This is a genomic window from Salipiger sp. (assembly GCF_048261495.1).
GTDB lineage: Bacteria > Pseudomonadota > Alphaproteobacteria > Rhodobacterales > Rhodobacteraceae > Salipiger.
Window position 1 is genome coordinate 1 of record NZ_JBLXFX010000006.1, and the last position, 14,463, is coordinate 14,463.

Annotated in this window: 11 protein-coding genes; 5 read left to right on the forward strand and 6 right to left on the reverse strand. The window is 68.6% G+C overall.

All coding sequences use genetic code 11. The features are described 5' to 3' along the window. Positions 1–625: 625 nt before the first annotated feature. Both argC and ACN0RJ_RS13155 read right to left on the reverse strand, forming a co-directional pair. Positions 626–1,603 (reverse strand): N-acetyl-gamma-glutamyl-phosphate reductase, encoded by a 978-nt coding sequence (gene argC / locus ACN0RJ_RS13150; protein WP_417724532.1) that lies wholly within the window; start codon positions 1,601–1,603, stop codon positions 626–628. A gap of 339 nt (positions 1,604–1,942) precedes the next feature. Next, the gene (locus tag ACN0RJ_RS13155; RefSeq protein ID WP_417720499.1) at positions 1,943–2,416 is read right to left on the reverse strand and encodes a MarR family winged helix-turn-helix transcriptional regulator; all 474 of its coding nucleotides are present in this window, start codon (positions 2,414–2,416) and stop codon (positions 1,943–1,945) included. Between the two features lie 161 nt (positions 2,417–2,577). On the opposite strand from ACN0RJ_RS13155, the gene ACN0RJ_RS13160 reads away from it, so the two are divergent. From ACN0RJ_RS13160 to ACN0RJ_RS13170, 3 genes are read left to right on the forward strand one after another with little or no spacing between them, the layout of a single operon-like run. Further along, entirely contained in the window at positions 2,578–3,780 is a 1,203-nt protein-coding gene (locus tag ACN0RJ_RS13160; RefSeq protein ID WP_417724533.1) for an efflux RND transporter periplasmic adaptor subunit, read from the forward strand. A 1-nt stretch (position 3,781) separates the two neighbouring features. Next, positions 3,782–6,895, forward strand: a complete 3,114-nt coding sequence (locus ACN0RJ_RS13165; protein ID WP_417724534.1) for an efflux RND transporter permease subunit — start codon at positions 3,782–3,784, stop codon at positions 6,893–6,895. After that, positions 6,892–8,226 carry an efflux transporter outer membrane subunit gene (locus ACN0RJ_RS13170; RefSeq protein ID WP_417724535.1) on the forward strand — a complete coding sequence of 445 codons (1,335 nt, stop codon included), beginning with the start codon at positions 6,892–6,894 and terminating at the stop codon, positions 8,224–8,226. Before ACN0RJ_RS13165 ends, ACN0RJ_RS13170 begins: the two co-directional genes overlap by 4 nt. A 28-nt stretch (positions 8,227–8,254) precedes the next feature. Here ACN0RJ_RS13170 and ACN0RJ_RS13175 read toward each other — a convergent pair whose 3' ends face one another. The 4 genes from ACN0RJ_RS13175 to ACN0RJ_RS13190 are packed head-to-tail and all read right to left on the reverse strand — an operon-like array spanning position 8,255 to position 11,802. Further along, entirely contained in the window at positions 8,255–9,013 is a 759-nt protein-coding gene (locus ACN0RJ_RS13175; RefSeq protein ID WP_417724536.1) for an ATP-binding cassette domain-containing protein, read from the reverse strand. After that, positions 9,010–9,954 carry an iron chelate uptake ABC transporter family permease subunit gene (locus ACN0RJ_RS13180; RefSeq protein WP_417724537.1) on the reverse strand — a complete coding sequence of 315 codons (945 nt, stop codon included), beginning with the start codon at positions 9,952–9,954 and terminating at the stop codon, positions 9,010–9,012. The genes ACN0RJ_RS13175 and ACN0RJ_RS13180 overlap by 4 nt, the downstream gene beginning before the upstream one ends. Then, entirely contained in the window at positions 9,947–10,903 is a 957-nt protein-coding gene (locus ACN0RJ_RS13185) for an ABC transporter permease (protein WP_417724538.1), read from the reverse strand. Before ACN0RJ_RS13185 ends, ACN0RJ_RS13180 begins: the two co-directional genes overlap by 8 nt. Then, a complete protein-coding gene (locus ACN0RJ_RS13190) occupies positions 10,900–11,802 on the reverse strand; it encodes a siderophore ABC transporter substrate-binding protein (RefSeq protein WP_417724539.1) in 903 nt (300 codons plus the stop codon). The genes ACN0RJ_RS13185 and ACN0RJ_RS13190 overlap by 4 nt, the downstream gene beginning before the upstream one ends. 264 nt (positions 11,803–12,066) lie before the next feature. On the opposite strand from ACN0RJ_RS13190, the gene ACN0RJ_RS13195 reads away from it, so the two are divergent. Together ACN0RJ_RS13195 and ACN0RJ_RS13200 are read left to right on the forward strand one after the other, a co-directional pair. Further along, positions 12,067–12,981: an N-carbamoyl-D-amino-acid hydrolase gene (locus ACN0RJ_RS13195; RefSeq protein WP_417724540.1), complete on the forward strand. Its 915-nt coding sequence runs from the start codon at positions 12,067–12,069 to the stop codon at positions 12,979–12,981. A 260-nt stretch (positions 12,982–13,241) separates the two neighbouring features. Next, entirely contained in the window at positions 13,242–14,429 is a 1,188-nt protein-coding gene (locus ACN0RJ_RS13200) for a tyrosine-type recombinase/integrase (RefSeq protein WP_417724541.1), read from the forward strand. The last annotated feature ends 34 nt before the right edge of the window (positions 14,430–14,463 follow it).

Consider the following 14,463-nt stretch of genomic DNA (forward strand, 5'->3'; position numbering starts at 1 on the left):
CCGGTGCGCCCTAACTTGCCGGCGCGCCGCCCGTCATACCTCTCGAATTTCCGTCCCGCCTTCCGGTTCGTCAAACCATCAGCAGCCTCGCTGCCTCCTGTCCTCCGCCCCGTCCGGCGTCCCGTCGTGCGCCTCAGCGCCGCCGGTGAGGGGCTATCTACGTATTGGTGCCGAAGTCCGCAAGCAGTTTTTTCCGCCGCTCCGCACTTTTTTGCCAAACTATTGAAAACAAACAGTTCTTATCTGCACATTTTTCGCTCACGGGGCTTGGAGCGGGCCTGCGCCCGGCCCTTTCCCGGCGGCGAGTCGCCCGCTTCGCGATGGTTTTCCCGTTGAGACACAACATCTTGCGTCATTTATTAACAAAACCACAATCGTCCGACTCGACCCGACTCGTTTCGGCGAGTCACCACGAGTCGCCCCCTGCCCTTTTTCGCCGAACCGGCCCCCGATGGTCCCGGCCAGGCGGGAACAACGGAGGGTCAGCCTGTCTTCGGGGACGCGCTGCCTACTGCCGTTGGATCATGCCGAACCAGCCCGACATCGGGCGCGCCCATCGGAACCATGGTCGACCCGGCCGCCCGAAAGGATGGGGGCGGCCGGGCATGTACCTATAATGGTCGCTTCAGGGCCAGAGCGGCGCGCCCTCGAGGCCCGCCGTTTCGGGCAGGCCGCAGATCAGGTTCGCATTCTGCACCGCGTGACCGGCCGCCCCCTTGCCGAGGTTGTCCACCACGCCCATCGCGATCACCAGTTCCCGGTCCGGATCGGCGGCGTAGCTGACGAACGAGAGGTTGGACCCGCTCGCCCATTTGGTCTGCGGCGGCCGGTCGGTCACCCGGACGAAGGGGCGATCCGCATAGAAGCTGCGCGCCGCGTCGAGACATTGCGCAGTGGTGGCGCGACCCCGGCAGTATATGGTGACGAGCAGGCCCCGCGTCATCGGCACCAGATGCGGCGTGAACACCAGCCCCTCAGCGCTGCCGCCAGCCAGTTGCCCGATGGTCGTTTCCATCTCGGGCATGTGGGCATGCCTGAGCAGGCCGTAGGGCTGCAGGTTCTCGTTGGTCTCGGCAAAACCGAACCTGCTGTCGCCACCGCCGCGCCCCGCGCCCGAAAGTCCGGTCTTGGCGTCGATCACGATATTGTCCGGCCGGATCAGCTTTGCCGCGAGCAGGGGCGCCAGCGTGTTCAGCGTCGCCACCGGAAAGCAGCCCGGATTGGCGACGCGGGTGCTTCCCCGCACCCGGTCCGGCCAGACATCGGCCAGACCATAGGTCCAGCCGTCGGCGTGGCGGTGATCTCCCCCGATATCGACGATCTTCACGCGCTCCGGAATCCGCGCCAGCGCCTCCGCCGAGGTGCCGGTGGGCAACGAAGCAAACAGCAGGTCGAGTTCGGGCAGGGAGTCGGGGTCCCATGTCTCGATCACCAGTCCGGCCAATTTGCGCGGCACACCCGGGAATCGGTCGATGAGACGGCTGCCCGCGCTGCCGTCTCCCGCGGCATGCACAAGCTCGAAGGCGGGGTGACTTGCGATCAGGCGCAGCGCTTCACCGCCGCCGAAACCGCTGATGCCGACAATGCCGACGCGAATGCTCATGAGAAGGTCCTTCCAAGGTTCGGGAAAAGGAAAACCCCCGAAGCCGGGGGCTGCGGGGGTTCAGGAACGCGGATCGGAGGGAGTCCGTCGGAGTATCTACGAAAGGCCGGATACCACGCCGGAAGCCCAAGAACGACGCGCAGCCCGAAGAGCCGCCGCATGGGGGCGACGTCGGCGTCGATCAAAGAGGTTCCGGTTCCCGAACATGATCGCGGAAATGTCGGCAGCGGGGCGCTGCGTCAAGCGTTTTGTCGGCGCGCGGCGGGCGTCGCGACCCAGCCCCGCGTTTCCGGACGGGATCTGTCCCCACCTACGGCCGGGCTGATCCTCGCCGACGGATCAGCCCGCCACGTTCATCAGCTTGTCGCGGAACCGGAAGAAGCCGGCGATTTCCTCCTCGGTGAGGTCGGCCTGTTCCATGAGCGAATCGTGATCCTCGCGGATGGCCCGCATCGCCCGCAGGACAAGCGCGGCCCCCTCCTCCGTCAGTTCGAGCATGCGGCTGCGCCGGTCGGTGGGGGACGGCACGCGCAGGATCAGGCCCCGGTCCTGAAGGTGCGACATCACCTTGGTCAGGCCGCCGGACGAGATCAGGATGCGTTCATATAGTTCCGTCGGCGTGATCGCCGCACCGTCGGGCGAAAGGCGCAACGCCACGAGGCATTCGAATTCGCTCAACGTCAGGTGATGGCGGGCCAGGATGGTTTCGGCCCGGCGCCGGATCTTCACGGCCAGTCGCATGATCTCTCCACACAGGGCGACCGAAGGGGACTGGGCGTCGGGCCAGCTCCCCGGTTCGAGGTCGGGTCTCATCTGTCCTCCTCCCCGCGTCGCGAGATGCGGGCTTGATTTATCTTTCCAGAAAGATAAATGAAAGATATCTTCCTGGCGAGACAAATTTCGACGGGAGTGCGCGCGCCCTGCGTAGGACGTCCGACCGACCTCTTCATTTCGTTTGCGAAGAAAGACCGAACATGACCAGCATTTCGTGGCGGGCCCTCCTGCCGGTGGCGGCAATTTGCGCCGCACTCTCCAGCCCTGGCCCGGCCGTCGCGCAGGGGGCACCGGGCGGCGCGGCGGGCCCGACCGCGGTGGGCACGCTGACCCTCGCGCAGGAGGACGTCCCCTTCACCACCGAACTGCCCGGCCGGGCCACGGCGTTCGAACAGGTCGACATACGCCCCCGCATCGAGGGCACGATCGAGGCGATCCTGTTCGAACCCGGACGGCGGCTGAACGTGGGCGATCCGCTCTACCGCATCGACAGTGCGACCTACATGGCCGAACTCGATGCCGCCAAGGCCGACCTGGCCCGCGCCGAAGCCGCCGTCGCCGCCTCCGAAGCGACGCTGGCACGCTATGAACGGCTCGAAGGCACCGGGGTCACCACGGAAGATGTGGAAACCGCCCGCGTCACCGTGCTTCAGAACCGCGCCGACCTCAGCGCCGCCGATGCCGCCCGCCGCCAGGCGCAGCTCAACCTCGATCATGCCGAGATCACCTCGCCCATCGTGGGGATCGCGGCGGTGTCCCACGTATCGGTCGGCGCGGTGGTGACCGCCAACCAGACCGACGCCCTGACCACGGTCACGCGGCTCGACCCGATCTACGTGGATGTCGAGGAAAGCTCCCGCCGCATGGCCGAGGTGCGCAATCTCATAGACAGCGGCTCGCTGACACGTGGCACCTCGCTGAAGATCTCGCTCGAACTGGAAACCGGCGAGACCTACGGCGGCGAAGGCACGCTGGTCTCGCCCGGCAATGCCGTGTCGACCACCACCGGCACCGCGCAGTTCCGGATGCGCTTCGACAATCCCGAGCGCCGCATCCTGCCCGGCCAGTTCCTGCGCGTCACCATCACCCTCGGCACCCGCAGCGCCGTTCTGGTGCCCCAGCGCGCCACGACGCGGCAGGCGGACGGATCGCTCACCGTCTTCGTCGCGGTAGACGGCAAGGCGCAGCAGCGGGTGCTGACCGCGAACGGCAGTTACCGGAATGCCTGGATCATCACCGAGGGCGTCGCCGCGGGCGACACGGTGATCGTCGACGGCCTGACCAACCTGCGGGACGGGGCCGCCGTGGCCCCCGTCGACGTGGTCATCACCGAGGACGGCGTGGTGAAACGCGCCGACGGCCGGGACGAGGCTTTCGCCGCCCCTCAGTCGGGCGGCAACTGACATGGGCCTGTTCTTCATCAACCGCCCGGTCTTTGCCTGGGTGCTGGCGTTGCTCACCATGCTCGCGGGGGGCTGGGCGCTGACCACCATGCCGGTGTCGCAATATCCCGACATCGCCCCGACCACCGTCCGGGTGTCGGCAAGCTACAGCGGCGCCACCGCGGAAGCGGTGGAAAACTCCGTCACCCGCGTCATCGAGGACGGCATGACCGGGCTCGACGGCATGCTCTACATGACGGCGAATTCCTCGCAGGGGTCGTCCTCGATCTCCATCACCTTCGACGAGAGCGTCGATCCCATCGACGCCCAGAACGAAGTGCAGTCCAAGGTCACGCAGGTCGAACGGCAACTGCCCTCGGTCGTGCAGAGCAACGGCGTGACCGTGTCGCGCTCCGACAGTTCGATCCTCCTCGTCGGGGCGCTGGTCGACACCACCGGCAGCTACAGCACGCTCGAACTCGGCAACATCATCGAGGAGACGGTCGAGGGCCCGGTCCAGCGCACAGACGGCGTCGGCGGGATCAACGTCTTCGGCTCGGGCTACGCGATGCGGGTCTGGCTCGACCCGCTGTCGCTGGTGCGCTACCAACTCACCCCCGCCGACGTGGTGAGCGCGGTCGAGGAACAGAACACCACGGTGTCCGTCGGCTCGCTCGGCACACAGCCCACGGTGCAGGGGCAGCAGTTCACCGCCACCATCACCGCGCAGAGCCAGCTCGGCACGGTCGAGCAGTTCCAGGACATCCTTATCAAGACGGAAGAGGGCGGCGGCACCGTGCGCCTGCGCGACGTCGCGCGCGTCGAGATCGGGCAGCAAAGCTACGGAGGCGATTCCCGCTACAACGGGCTGACCGCGGCGGGCTTCGGCGTGAACCTCGAAACAGGGGCCAATGCGGTGGATACGGCGGCGGCGGTCAAGGCGACGCTGGACCGGCTGGCGCCCTCCCTCCCCGAGGGGCTGGAATTCCGCATCTCCTATGACACCTCGCCCTTTGTCGAACTCTCCATCGAGCAGGTCTACCACACCCTGTTCGAAGCGGCGGTGCTGGTGGTGCTGGTTCTGCTGGTGTTCCTGCAGAGCTGGCGCGCGACGCTCATTCCGCTGATCGCGATTCCGGTCGTGCTGCTCGGCACCTTCGGCGTGCTGGCGGCGGCGGGGTTCTCGATCAACACCCTCACCATGTTCGCCATGGTTCTGGCCATCGGCCTGCTGGTCGATGACGCCATCGTGGTGGTGGAGAACGTCGAACGCCTCATGGCCGAGGAAAAGCTCTCCGCGCTCGAAGCCACCCGGCGCAGCATGACCCAGATTGCCACCGCGCTGCTCGGCATCAACATCGTGCTGGCCGCGGTGTTTCTGCCCATGGCCTTCTTCGGCGGTTCCACCGGCGTGGTCTACCGGCAATTCTCGCTCACCATGGTCGCGGCCATGACCATTTCCTTTCTCATGGCGCTGATCCTCTCGCCGCCGATGTCGGCCTCGCTTCTGAAACAGGTGCATGGCGAACCCCGTTTCCCCCCTGCCCGCTGGTTCAACCGCGGCATGGAAAGGCTCACCGACGGCTACAGCTGGGCCGTCGGCAGGAGCCTGCGCGCACCCGTGCTGATGATCCTCGTCCTGGCCGTGGTCCTCGCCGGAGCCTGGGGCACCTATCAGCGCCTCACCTCCTCCTTCCTTCCGACCGAGGATCAGGGCGCGCTCATGGCCATGGTCAGCCTCGACGAAGGCGCCACCCGGGCGCAGACGCTCGACGTGGTCGAGCGCGTCGAGCAATACCTGCTGACCGAGGAAAGCGCGGCGGTGAACGCCACCTTCGTCGCCATGGGCTTCGGCTTCGGCGGTTCGGGACAGAACCAGGCGATGATCTTCGTCTCGCTCAAGGACTTCGCCGAGCGCGAAGGCCATGCGGATCTCTCCGCCTCCGCCGTCGCGGCGCGGGCCAATGCCGCCTTTGCCGCCAACCGTTCGGGGCGGATCTTCGTGAACCAGCCACCGGCCATCATGGGCCTCGGCAACACCGGCGGCTTCGAGATGTACCTGATCGACCAGGGCGGCAACGGGGCCGATGCCCTGCAGGCCGCCGCCGACAGCATCGTCGAGGGCTCCGCAGGCAACACCCTCGTCACCTCTCTGAGGACCGGCACCAGCGGCGCGGAACCGGCGCTGAAGCTGGTGATCGACCAGCAGAAGGCGGAAAGCCTCGGGGTTTCGCTGTCCTCGGTCAACGCGATGCTCTCGGTGATCTTCTCCGGCGCCGAGGTCAACGACTTCGAACTCGGCACATCGCTGCGGCCGGTCATCGTGCAGGGGTCGGCGGAATACCGGATGCAGCCCGAAGACGCCCTGAGCTGGTACGCCCGCAACGACGGCGGAGAGATGGTCCCATTCTCGGCCTTCGCCTCGACCGAATGGGAATCCGTCTCGCCCCGCCTCGCCCGCTACGGCGGCACGGCGGCGGTGCAGATCTCGGGCCAGCCCGCGACCGGCGTCAGCTCCGGCGCGGCCATGGACGAGATGGAGCGCCTGGTGGCCGAACTGCCCGGCGGCTACGGCGCCGCCTGGACCGGCCTCAGCTACCAGGAGGTGCAGTCGGGCAACCAGGCCCCCTATCTCTACGCGATCTCGGTGCTGGTGATCTTCCTCGCCCTCGCCGCGCTCTACGAAAGCTGGTCGATCCCGTTCTCCGTGATGCTTGCCGTCCCGGTGGGCGTGCTCGGCGCGCTGCTGGCGGCCTGGCTCTTCGGGCAGTCGAACGACGTCTACTTCAAGGTCGGGATGCTGACGACCATCGGCCTTGCCGCGCGCAACGCCATCCTGATCGTCGAATTCGCCGAGGACCTGCGCCGCCGGGGCCGCAGCCTTGCCGAGGCGGCCATGGAAGCGGCCCGACTGCGCCTGCGACCCATCCTCATGACCGCCCTCACCTTCATCCTCGGCGTCCTGCCGCTGGCGATCTCGACCGGGGCGGGTGCCGCGGCGCAGAACGCCATCGGCATCGGGGTGATCGGCGGCATGATCGCCTCCACCACCATCGGGCTCTTCATGGTGCCCGGTCTCTATCTCTCCATCATGCGCCTGGTCGAGCGGGCGAAACGAAAAAGGCACTCCCTATGAAATCCCTACCGCTGCTGGCCCTGCTGGCAGTCTCGGCCTGCACCGTCGGGCCGGACTACGAACAACCGACCATCGCGCTCAACGCCGGTTTCGCCGAGGGCGGCACCACTCCGGCCGCGGATCTCGCCCGTCAGCGCTGGTGGCGCGGCTACGGCGATACCGTGCTGAACGGGCTGGTCGAGCGCGGGCTCGACCGCAACCTGGACATTCAAAGCGCCGTGGCGGCCGTCCGCGCAGCCGAAGCGGCGGCCCGCGCGGCCGGTGTCGCCTCGGATGTCACGGGGACGCTCTCGGCCGGGGCAACCCGGTCGGGCGGCGACGGCATCGCCACGTCGGACAGCCGCACGGCGGGCTTCTCGCCCTCGCTGGTGATCGACCTCTTCGGCGGTTCGCGCCGGTCGCGCGAGGCGGCCGTGGCCAACCTCGACGCGGCGGCCCTCGGGGTCGGCGAGGCGCGGCTCGCCTTCCTGTCAGCGCTGGTCGGCTACTATATAGATGCGCGCTACTACCAGGAGGCGATGGCCGTCACCCGTCAGAGCATCGGCCTGACGCAGGAAACCCTCGGACTGGTGCGCGACAAGCGCGACCTCGGGACCGCGACCGATCTCGACGTCGCGCGGGCCGAGGCGACGCTCTCGACCGCGCGCGCCTCGCTGCCGACGCTGGAGGCGAATTTCTACGGCGCCACCTATGCCATCGCGACGCTGCTGGCAGAGCCTGTGCAGACCTTCAAGACCGCGCTGGAAAAGGGCGCCGCCCAGCCGCTGCCCACGGGCAAGACCTCGGTCGGGGTGCCCGCGGACCTGCTGCGCAACCGCCCCGACGTGCGCGTGGCCGAGCGGCGCTATGCCGCCGCCGTCGCCGCCGTCGGTGTGTCCGAGGCCGAGATGTACCCGGCCCTGTCCCTCGGCGGCACGATTTCTGCCACCGACGGCAACGGCTCCTGGTCCTTCGGCCCCGCGCTGACGCTGCCGGTCCTGTCGCAACCGCTGCTCGCCGCGAACCGCGACAAGGCCCGCGCCGAGGCAGAACAATCCCGGATCGCCTGGAAGGCATCGGTGCTCGACGCCGTGGAAGAGGTCCAGACCGCGCAGAGCACCTACCTGCGCACGCAGCGGTCGCTGGCGGCACAGCGCGCCTCGGTCACCTCGTACCAGCGGGTTCTGAGCCTCTCGCAGGAGACCTTCGACCTCGGCACGACCGACGCGATGGATCTGCTCGACACCCAGCAATCGCTGCTGACCGCGCGGCTCTCCGCCGCCTCGGCCCGGCGCGATCTGGCCAGCGGATGGGCCTCGTTGCAGGTGGCGGCGGGGGCGGGCTGGCAGTAGCCCCCGCCCCACTGGCGACAGCCGGGCGTCAGGCGGGGTAGACCAGCCTGCGGCCCGGCACGTCATAGGCCCGGAAGGGTGTGTCGAAAAGCGCGCTCAGGCGGTCGGGGCACATGACCTCCGCGGTCGGTCCGGCGGCAAACACGGCACCGTCCTTCAGCGCGACCACGTGGTCGGCGGCGGCGGCGGCGGCGTTGAGATCGTGCAGCACGATCACCACGCTGCGCCCCTCCGCGCCCCGGCCGAGCGTGCCGAGCCGGGTCATCAGGTCGCTGGCATGGCGCGGATCGAGCGCGGCCAGAGGTTCGTCCAGGAACAGCCAGGGCGTCGCCTGCGCCCAGGTCATCGCCACGTAGGCCCGCTGTCGCTGCCCGCCCGAAAGCGTGTCGATCTGCCGGTCGGCGTGGTCCTGAAGCGCAAAGGCGTCAAGCGCCTCCTCCACGATGCGCCGGTCCTTGGGCCCCGGACGGCCCCGGCAATGCGGCCAGCGTCCGAAGGCCACGAGATCCCGCACCGCCAGGCGGCTCAGCATCGGCTGGCTCTGGGTCAGCATGGCGAGCCGTCGCGCCCGCTCCCCCGATCGGGCCGAGGCGACATCCATGCCGTCGATCCGCACCGTGCCGGCGCTGACGGCCTGCAGCCCCGCCATCGCGTGCAGCAGCGTCGACTTGCCTGCGCCGTTGGGCCCGATCAGCGCGGTGATGCCGCCGGCGGGAATGCGCAGGTCCACGCCCTTCAGCAGCGCCGCCTCTCCGATGCGCACATGCAGGCCGGTCACTTCGATCATGCCGGGCGTCTCCTCAGAACCATGAACAGGAACAGCAGGCCGCCGAAGAACTCGACCAGCACCGCCAGCGTGGATTGCAGCCCCAGCAGCCGCTCGAAGGCGAATTGCCCCAGGGTCAGGATCAGCGCCCCGATCAGCGCCGAGGCGGGCAGCAGCAGCGCGTGGCGATGGCTGTCCATCAATGCCCGCGCCAGGCTGGCCGCCAGAAGGCCGAGAAAAGCGATCGGCCCGACCAGCGCCGTCGCGACCGACACCATCGCCGCCGTCAGCGCCAGCGCCACCATCACCAGCCGGTCGTGATCCAGACCGACTCCCCGCGCCATGCCCCGCCCCAGACCCGCGACATCCAGCGCCGGGGCCAACCGCAGCGCCGTGCCGCAGGCCGCCACCAGCACCACCGCCGCGAGTCCCAGCGCATCGCGCGGCACCGCGCCGAAGCTGACGAACATCGCCTGCTGGACCACCGAGTATTCCGACGGGTCCAGCATTCGCTGGATCAGGTCGGACGCGCCGCGCAGCAGCACGCCGAGGATGACGCCGGTCAGGATCATCCGTGTGATATCGCCCGCCCCGCGCCGCAGCAGCAGCCCGAACAGCGCCATCGCCGCGCCCATGAGCAGCAACGTCTCCATCCCGAAGCGCAGCGTGGACGGGATCTGCGCGAGGCCCAGCCCGCCCAGCCCCATCACCAGCGCCGACTGAAGGAAGACGAACAGCGCGTCGAAGCCGACGATTCCCGGCGTCAGCAGCCGGTTCATCGCCACGGTCTGGAACAGCACCGTCGCCATGCCTGTGGCCGCGCCGACCAGCAGGAGCGCGGCAAGCTTGGTGCCCCGCAGCGTCAGGATGAACGCCGCCGGGCCCTTCAGCCCCCAGAACAGGAAGGCGGCGGAGGCCAGCAGCAGCGCCCCGGCCAGCCAGGCCAGCCTGCGGTCAGCCATGACGGCGTGGCGCCTTCGGCGCGGCATGGAGCAGCCAGAGAAAGACCCCGGCGCCGAACACGGAAAAGATCGTCGCGGCGGGGATCTCGAACGGATAGCGGATCAGGCGCCCGACGATGTCCGACGCCAGCACGAGCGCCCCGCCCCAGAGGGCAACCAGCGGCAGGTTGGCGCGCAGGTTGTCGCCGCGCCGGCGCGACACGATGTTGGGCACCACCAGCCCGACGAAGGGCAGCGCCCCCACCGTCACCACCACCGCCGCCGAGATCGCCGAAACGATGGCGAGCCCCAGCACGAGCGTCGCGGTATAGTTCAGCCCGAGGCTGCGGACGCGGTCCTCGCCCAGCCCGAGGATCGTGATCCTGTCGGCCACCACGTAGAGCAGCAGCGCCAGCGCGGCGATCGTCCAGAGCAGTTCGTACCGCCCCTGCAACACGCCCGAGAACTCGCCCAGCCGCCAGATCCCCAGGTACTGGGTCAGATCCGTCTGCCAGGCCATCCACAGCCCCGCCGCCCCGAGGATGCCGCCGTAGATCAGCCCGACCAGCGGCAGCAGCATCGGATCGCGCCGGGGCACGTGGCGCGACAGCGCGAGGAACCCCGCCGTGCCCACCATCGCCGTTGCCGCCGCCGCCGCCATCTTGAGCGCGACCGACGCGCCGGGGGCCAGCAGCGTCACCGCCAGCAGGCCGATCATCGCCGCCTCGGGCGTGCCCGCCAGACCGGGCTCGACAAAGCGGTTCTGCACGCTCTGCTGCACCACCACCCCGGCCAGCGCCAGCCCGGCCCCGGCCAGAAGCGCCGCCGCGGTGCGGGGAAAGCGGCTGACGGCCAGCAGCCAGCCCGCGCCGAAATCGCCGCCCCAAAGGCTCGCCGCACCAATGCAGAGGCTCGCCCCGATCAGCAGGACGAGCCCCAGGGCCGGCAGTATGGCGGCGCGCGGCGTCACGAGTTGCCCGAGAACCCCGCGGCGATCTCGTCAAGCGTGCCCATCATCGACTGCACACCGCCCCCCGCGATATAAAGAGGCCCCGGCGAGAGGTAGAGGATATGCCCGGACTGCGCCGCCTTCGTTCCCGCCACCAGCGGGTTGTCGAGCGTGGCCGCCGCCGCTTCGCCCGCCTGTCCGATGGCGGCACCCCGGTCGATCACCAGCAGCCAGTCGGGATCGGCCTCGGCGATGAACTCGAACGACACCGCTTCGCCATGCGGCTTGGCGCCGAGGTCATGCACCGCTTCGGGCAGGCCCAGCGTCGTGTGCAGCCAGCCGAACCGCGATTCCGCGCCGTAGGCCGACAGCTTGCCGCCGTTGGTCAGCAGCACCAGCGCGGTGCCCTTGCCCGACACGGCGGCGCGCGCCTCCGCGATCTTCGCATCCAGCGCGGCATTCAGGTCGGCGGCCTCGGCCTGTTTGCCGAACAGGGTGCCGTAGGCGTCGAGCCGCGCGCGCGCTTCGCTCACGATGCTGCCCGCCTCGATGGTCATGTCGATGGTCGGCGCCACCTGAGACAGCGCCTCGACCTGCGCCGACGAACGTCCGCCCGCCACGATCAGGTCCGGCGCCATCGCCGCCAGAACCTCGAAATCGGGTTCGAACAGCGTGCCGATCTTTTCGGCACCGTCGAAGGTCGGCGCCATGTAATCGAGATAGTTCGGTGCCGGCATCCCCGCGACGGGCACGCCCAGGGCCGACAGTGTATCGGCGGCGGCGATGTCGAAAACGGCGACCGTCTCCGGCGCCGCCGTCAGCTCGGCCGGGCCGGTCGCGGTCTCTATGGAAACGGTCTGAGAAAAGGCGGGAACGGCCAGGGCGGTCAACAGACCTGCGGCCAAAGTCGCGCGAAACATGGCTTTTTCCTTGTTCGGCGCCCGGGCTGTCAACTTGGCTGAGGCGGTCCGGGTCATCTAGCCTCCGGCGCGACGGGGGTGCAAGCCCTATTCCCTCACGAAAAAGTCAGGTATTCTCGGGCGACCCCGCGCGCGCCCGCCCCCGGTGGCCCGCCTGCACGATCCGCAGGCAATCGCCCCGCCGCCGGACCGCTGCCGGGCCCCTGCCCTTGTGCCGCGGCGCCCGCGCCGACAAGCATCGGGCAGCGATCAGGAGAACAGCCCTTGGAAAGACGTTTCGTCGTGGCCGCCGCCCAGCTCGGGCCCGTCGGCCGGGAAGAACCGCGCGAAAGCGCGGTGGCACGGATGTGCGCCATGATGCGGCAGGCACGGGCGCGCGGCGCGCGCATCGTCACCTTCCCGGAACTGGCGCTGACCACCTTCTTTCCGCGCTGGTATCTGGATACGCCGGAGGCGGTCGCGCCCTGGTTCGAGACCGCCATGCCGAACGCGGCGGTCCGCCCGCTGTTCGAGCTCTCGGCGGAGCTCGGCGTCGCCTTCCACCTCGGCTATGCGGAACGGACCCCGGAGGGGCGCCACTTCAACACGGCCATCTTCGTCGAGGCGGGGCGGATCGTCGGCAAGTACCGCAAGATCCACCTGCCCGGCCACCGCGAGAACGAGCCCTGGCGCGCCTTCCAGCATCTCGAGAAACGCTATTTCGAAAAGGGCGATCTCGGCTTTCCGGTCTTCGACGGCGTCGGCGGCAGGCTCGGCATGTGCATCTGCAACGACCGCCGCTGGCCCGAGACCTGGCGGATGCTGGGTCTCGGCGGCGCGGAGCTGGTCATGCTGGGCTACAACACCCCGCTGCACTATCCCCCCGCGCCCGAACACGACCATCTGCAGTACTTCCACAACGACCTGAGCCTGCAGGCCGGCGCCTACCAGAACGGTCTCTGGGTGGTCGCCGCCGCCAAGGCGGGGCTCGAGGAAGGATGCGAGCTGATCGGCGGCAGCGCCATCGTCGCCCCGACCGGAGAGGTCGTCGCCCGCGCCGCCACGGTCGGGGACGAGGTGATCACCGCCGAGATCGACCTCGACCGATGCGCGGAGATCCGGCGCAACATCTTCAACTTCGCCCTCCACCGCCAGCCGCAGGATTACGGCCTGATCACCGCGCCCGTGACCCCGGACTGATACGGCGGGCAGGTCCGCCGTTGGCGTTGCAGGAGCGTTTGTCGGGGGCAAAGGATCGCCCGCGGTCTCCGGGGGCATCCTCCGTCGAAGTGGTGCGGGTGAAGGACGGCGAACTACTGTTTCACGCCGTTGCATGCTGTATCTTGTTCCCGTTATCTATCAATCCATTAACGCCGCGACTGTATCACGGCGGTTCTTGGCGTTTCCACAAAGCGCATGTGTCGCTGGGGGACCAGTTGGGGGACCGGATGAAGAGTAAATTGACCGCCATCGCGATCCGAAAGGGCGGCGACGGCAAGTATTTTGATGGTGGAGGCCTGAGCCTGGTGAAGGCGGGCGAGCGCGGGAAATGGGTCTTTCGCTACTCCCACCTCGGCCGTCGTCGCGAAATGGGCCTCGGCGCCTGGCCGGATATGTCCCTCGCTGACGCGCGCACCGCGAGAAACCAATGGGCCGCAACCCTGTCTCTGGGGAAAGACCCGATACAGGAGAGAGAGGCCGCACAGGCAGCAGAGGTCGCGGAAAGGGACAGGTACGATCCGACCTTTGCCGAGATGGTCGACACAGTCTTTGAAGCGAAGAAGGCCGGGCTGCGCGGCGGCGGCGACAGGGGCCGATGGCGAAGCCCCCTCGACACCCACATCATCCCGCGCATCGGTCAGCGCCGCATGTCAGACCTCACGCAGATGGATCTTCGCGACGCGCTAAAACCGATATGGAAGGCGAAGCACCCGACCGCCATCAAGGCCTGGAGCCGCATCAGGATCGTTTTCGAGGAAGCCCGCTACGCGGGCATCGCATGCGACCCCTTCACGGCCGACGCCGCCAAGCGCCTTCTCGGTGAGGTTCGGCACAAGCCCGCACACATCCCCTCTACCCCATGGCGCGATGCTCCCGCCCTTTGGGAGAAACTGAACCCTGCCCTCCCCGCCGGGCTATGCCTTCGGTGGATGTTGCTCACGCTGGTGCGCTTCGACGGATGCCGCGGCGCGCACTTGGGCGAAATCGAGGGCGACGTCTGGACAGTGCCCGCTGATCGCGTGAAGGGCCGCGAAGGACAGGTAGAGGATTTCCGCGTTCCGCTGTCCCGCCCGGCCATGGACATCGTGCGCGAGGCCAGAAAGACCGGCGACGGCCTGCTGTTCACAAGCCTGCGCGGCCGCGCGGTCACATCGCGCGGTGTCGAGGTCCACCTGGACCGCATAAAGGAAGCGGGCCGCCCGCACGGGTTCCGAAGCACATTCCGGTCCTGGGTGCAGGACACCGAGTCCTGTTCGTTCGAGGTCGCGGAAACGGTGCTCGGCCACGCGGTCGGCTCGCGGGTGGTGCGAAGCTACGCGCGATCCGATCTTCTGGACCGCCGCCGCACGGTCATGGAGGCTTGGGGTCGGTTCGTCACCGGACAGGCTAGTGCCGACGTCGTCCCCATCACCAAAGGCCGATCCTGACCGCCGCCTGAACGCCGCATGCCCGGCAGGAACT

Excerpts from the sequence above, each read along its gene's own strand:
- ACN0RJ_RS13160 (WP_417724533.1), top strand. The coding sequence starts at position 2,578 with ATGACCAGCATTTCGTGGCGGGCCCTCCTGCCGGTGGCGGCAATTTGC.
- argC (WP_417724532.1), bottom strand. The coding sequence starts at position 1,603 with ATGAGCATTCGCGTCGGCATTGTCGGCATCAGCGGTTTCGGCGGCGGT.
- ACN0RJ_RS13170 (WP_417724535.1), top strand. The coding sequence starts at position 6,892 with ATGAAATCCCTACCGCTGCTGGCCCTGCTGGCAGTCTCGGCCTGCACC.
- ACN0RJ_RS13180 (WP_417724537.1), bottom strand. The coding sequence starts at position 9,954 with ATGGCTGACCGCAGGCTGGCCTGGCTGGCCGGGGCGCTGCTGCTGGCC.
- ACN0RJ_RS13175 (WP_417724536.1), bottom strand. The coding sequence starts at position 9,013 with ATGATCGAAGTGACCGGCCTGCATGTGCGCATCGGAGAGGCGGCGCTG.
- ACN0RJ_RS13190 (WP_417724539.1), bottom strand. The coding sequence starts at position 11,802 with ATGTTTCGCGCGACTTTGGCCGCAGGTCTGTTGACCGCCCTGGCCGTT.
- ACN0RJ_RS13165 (WP_417724534.1), top strand. The coding sequence starts at position 3,782 with ATGGGCCTGTTCTTCATCAACCGCCCGGTCTTTGCCTGGGTGCTGGCG.
- ACN0RJ_RS13155 (WP_417720499.1), bottom strand. The coding sequence starts at position 2,416 with ATGAGACCCGACCTCGAACCGGGGAGCTGGCCCGACGCCCAGTCCCCT.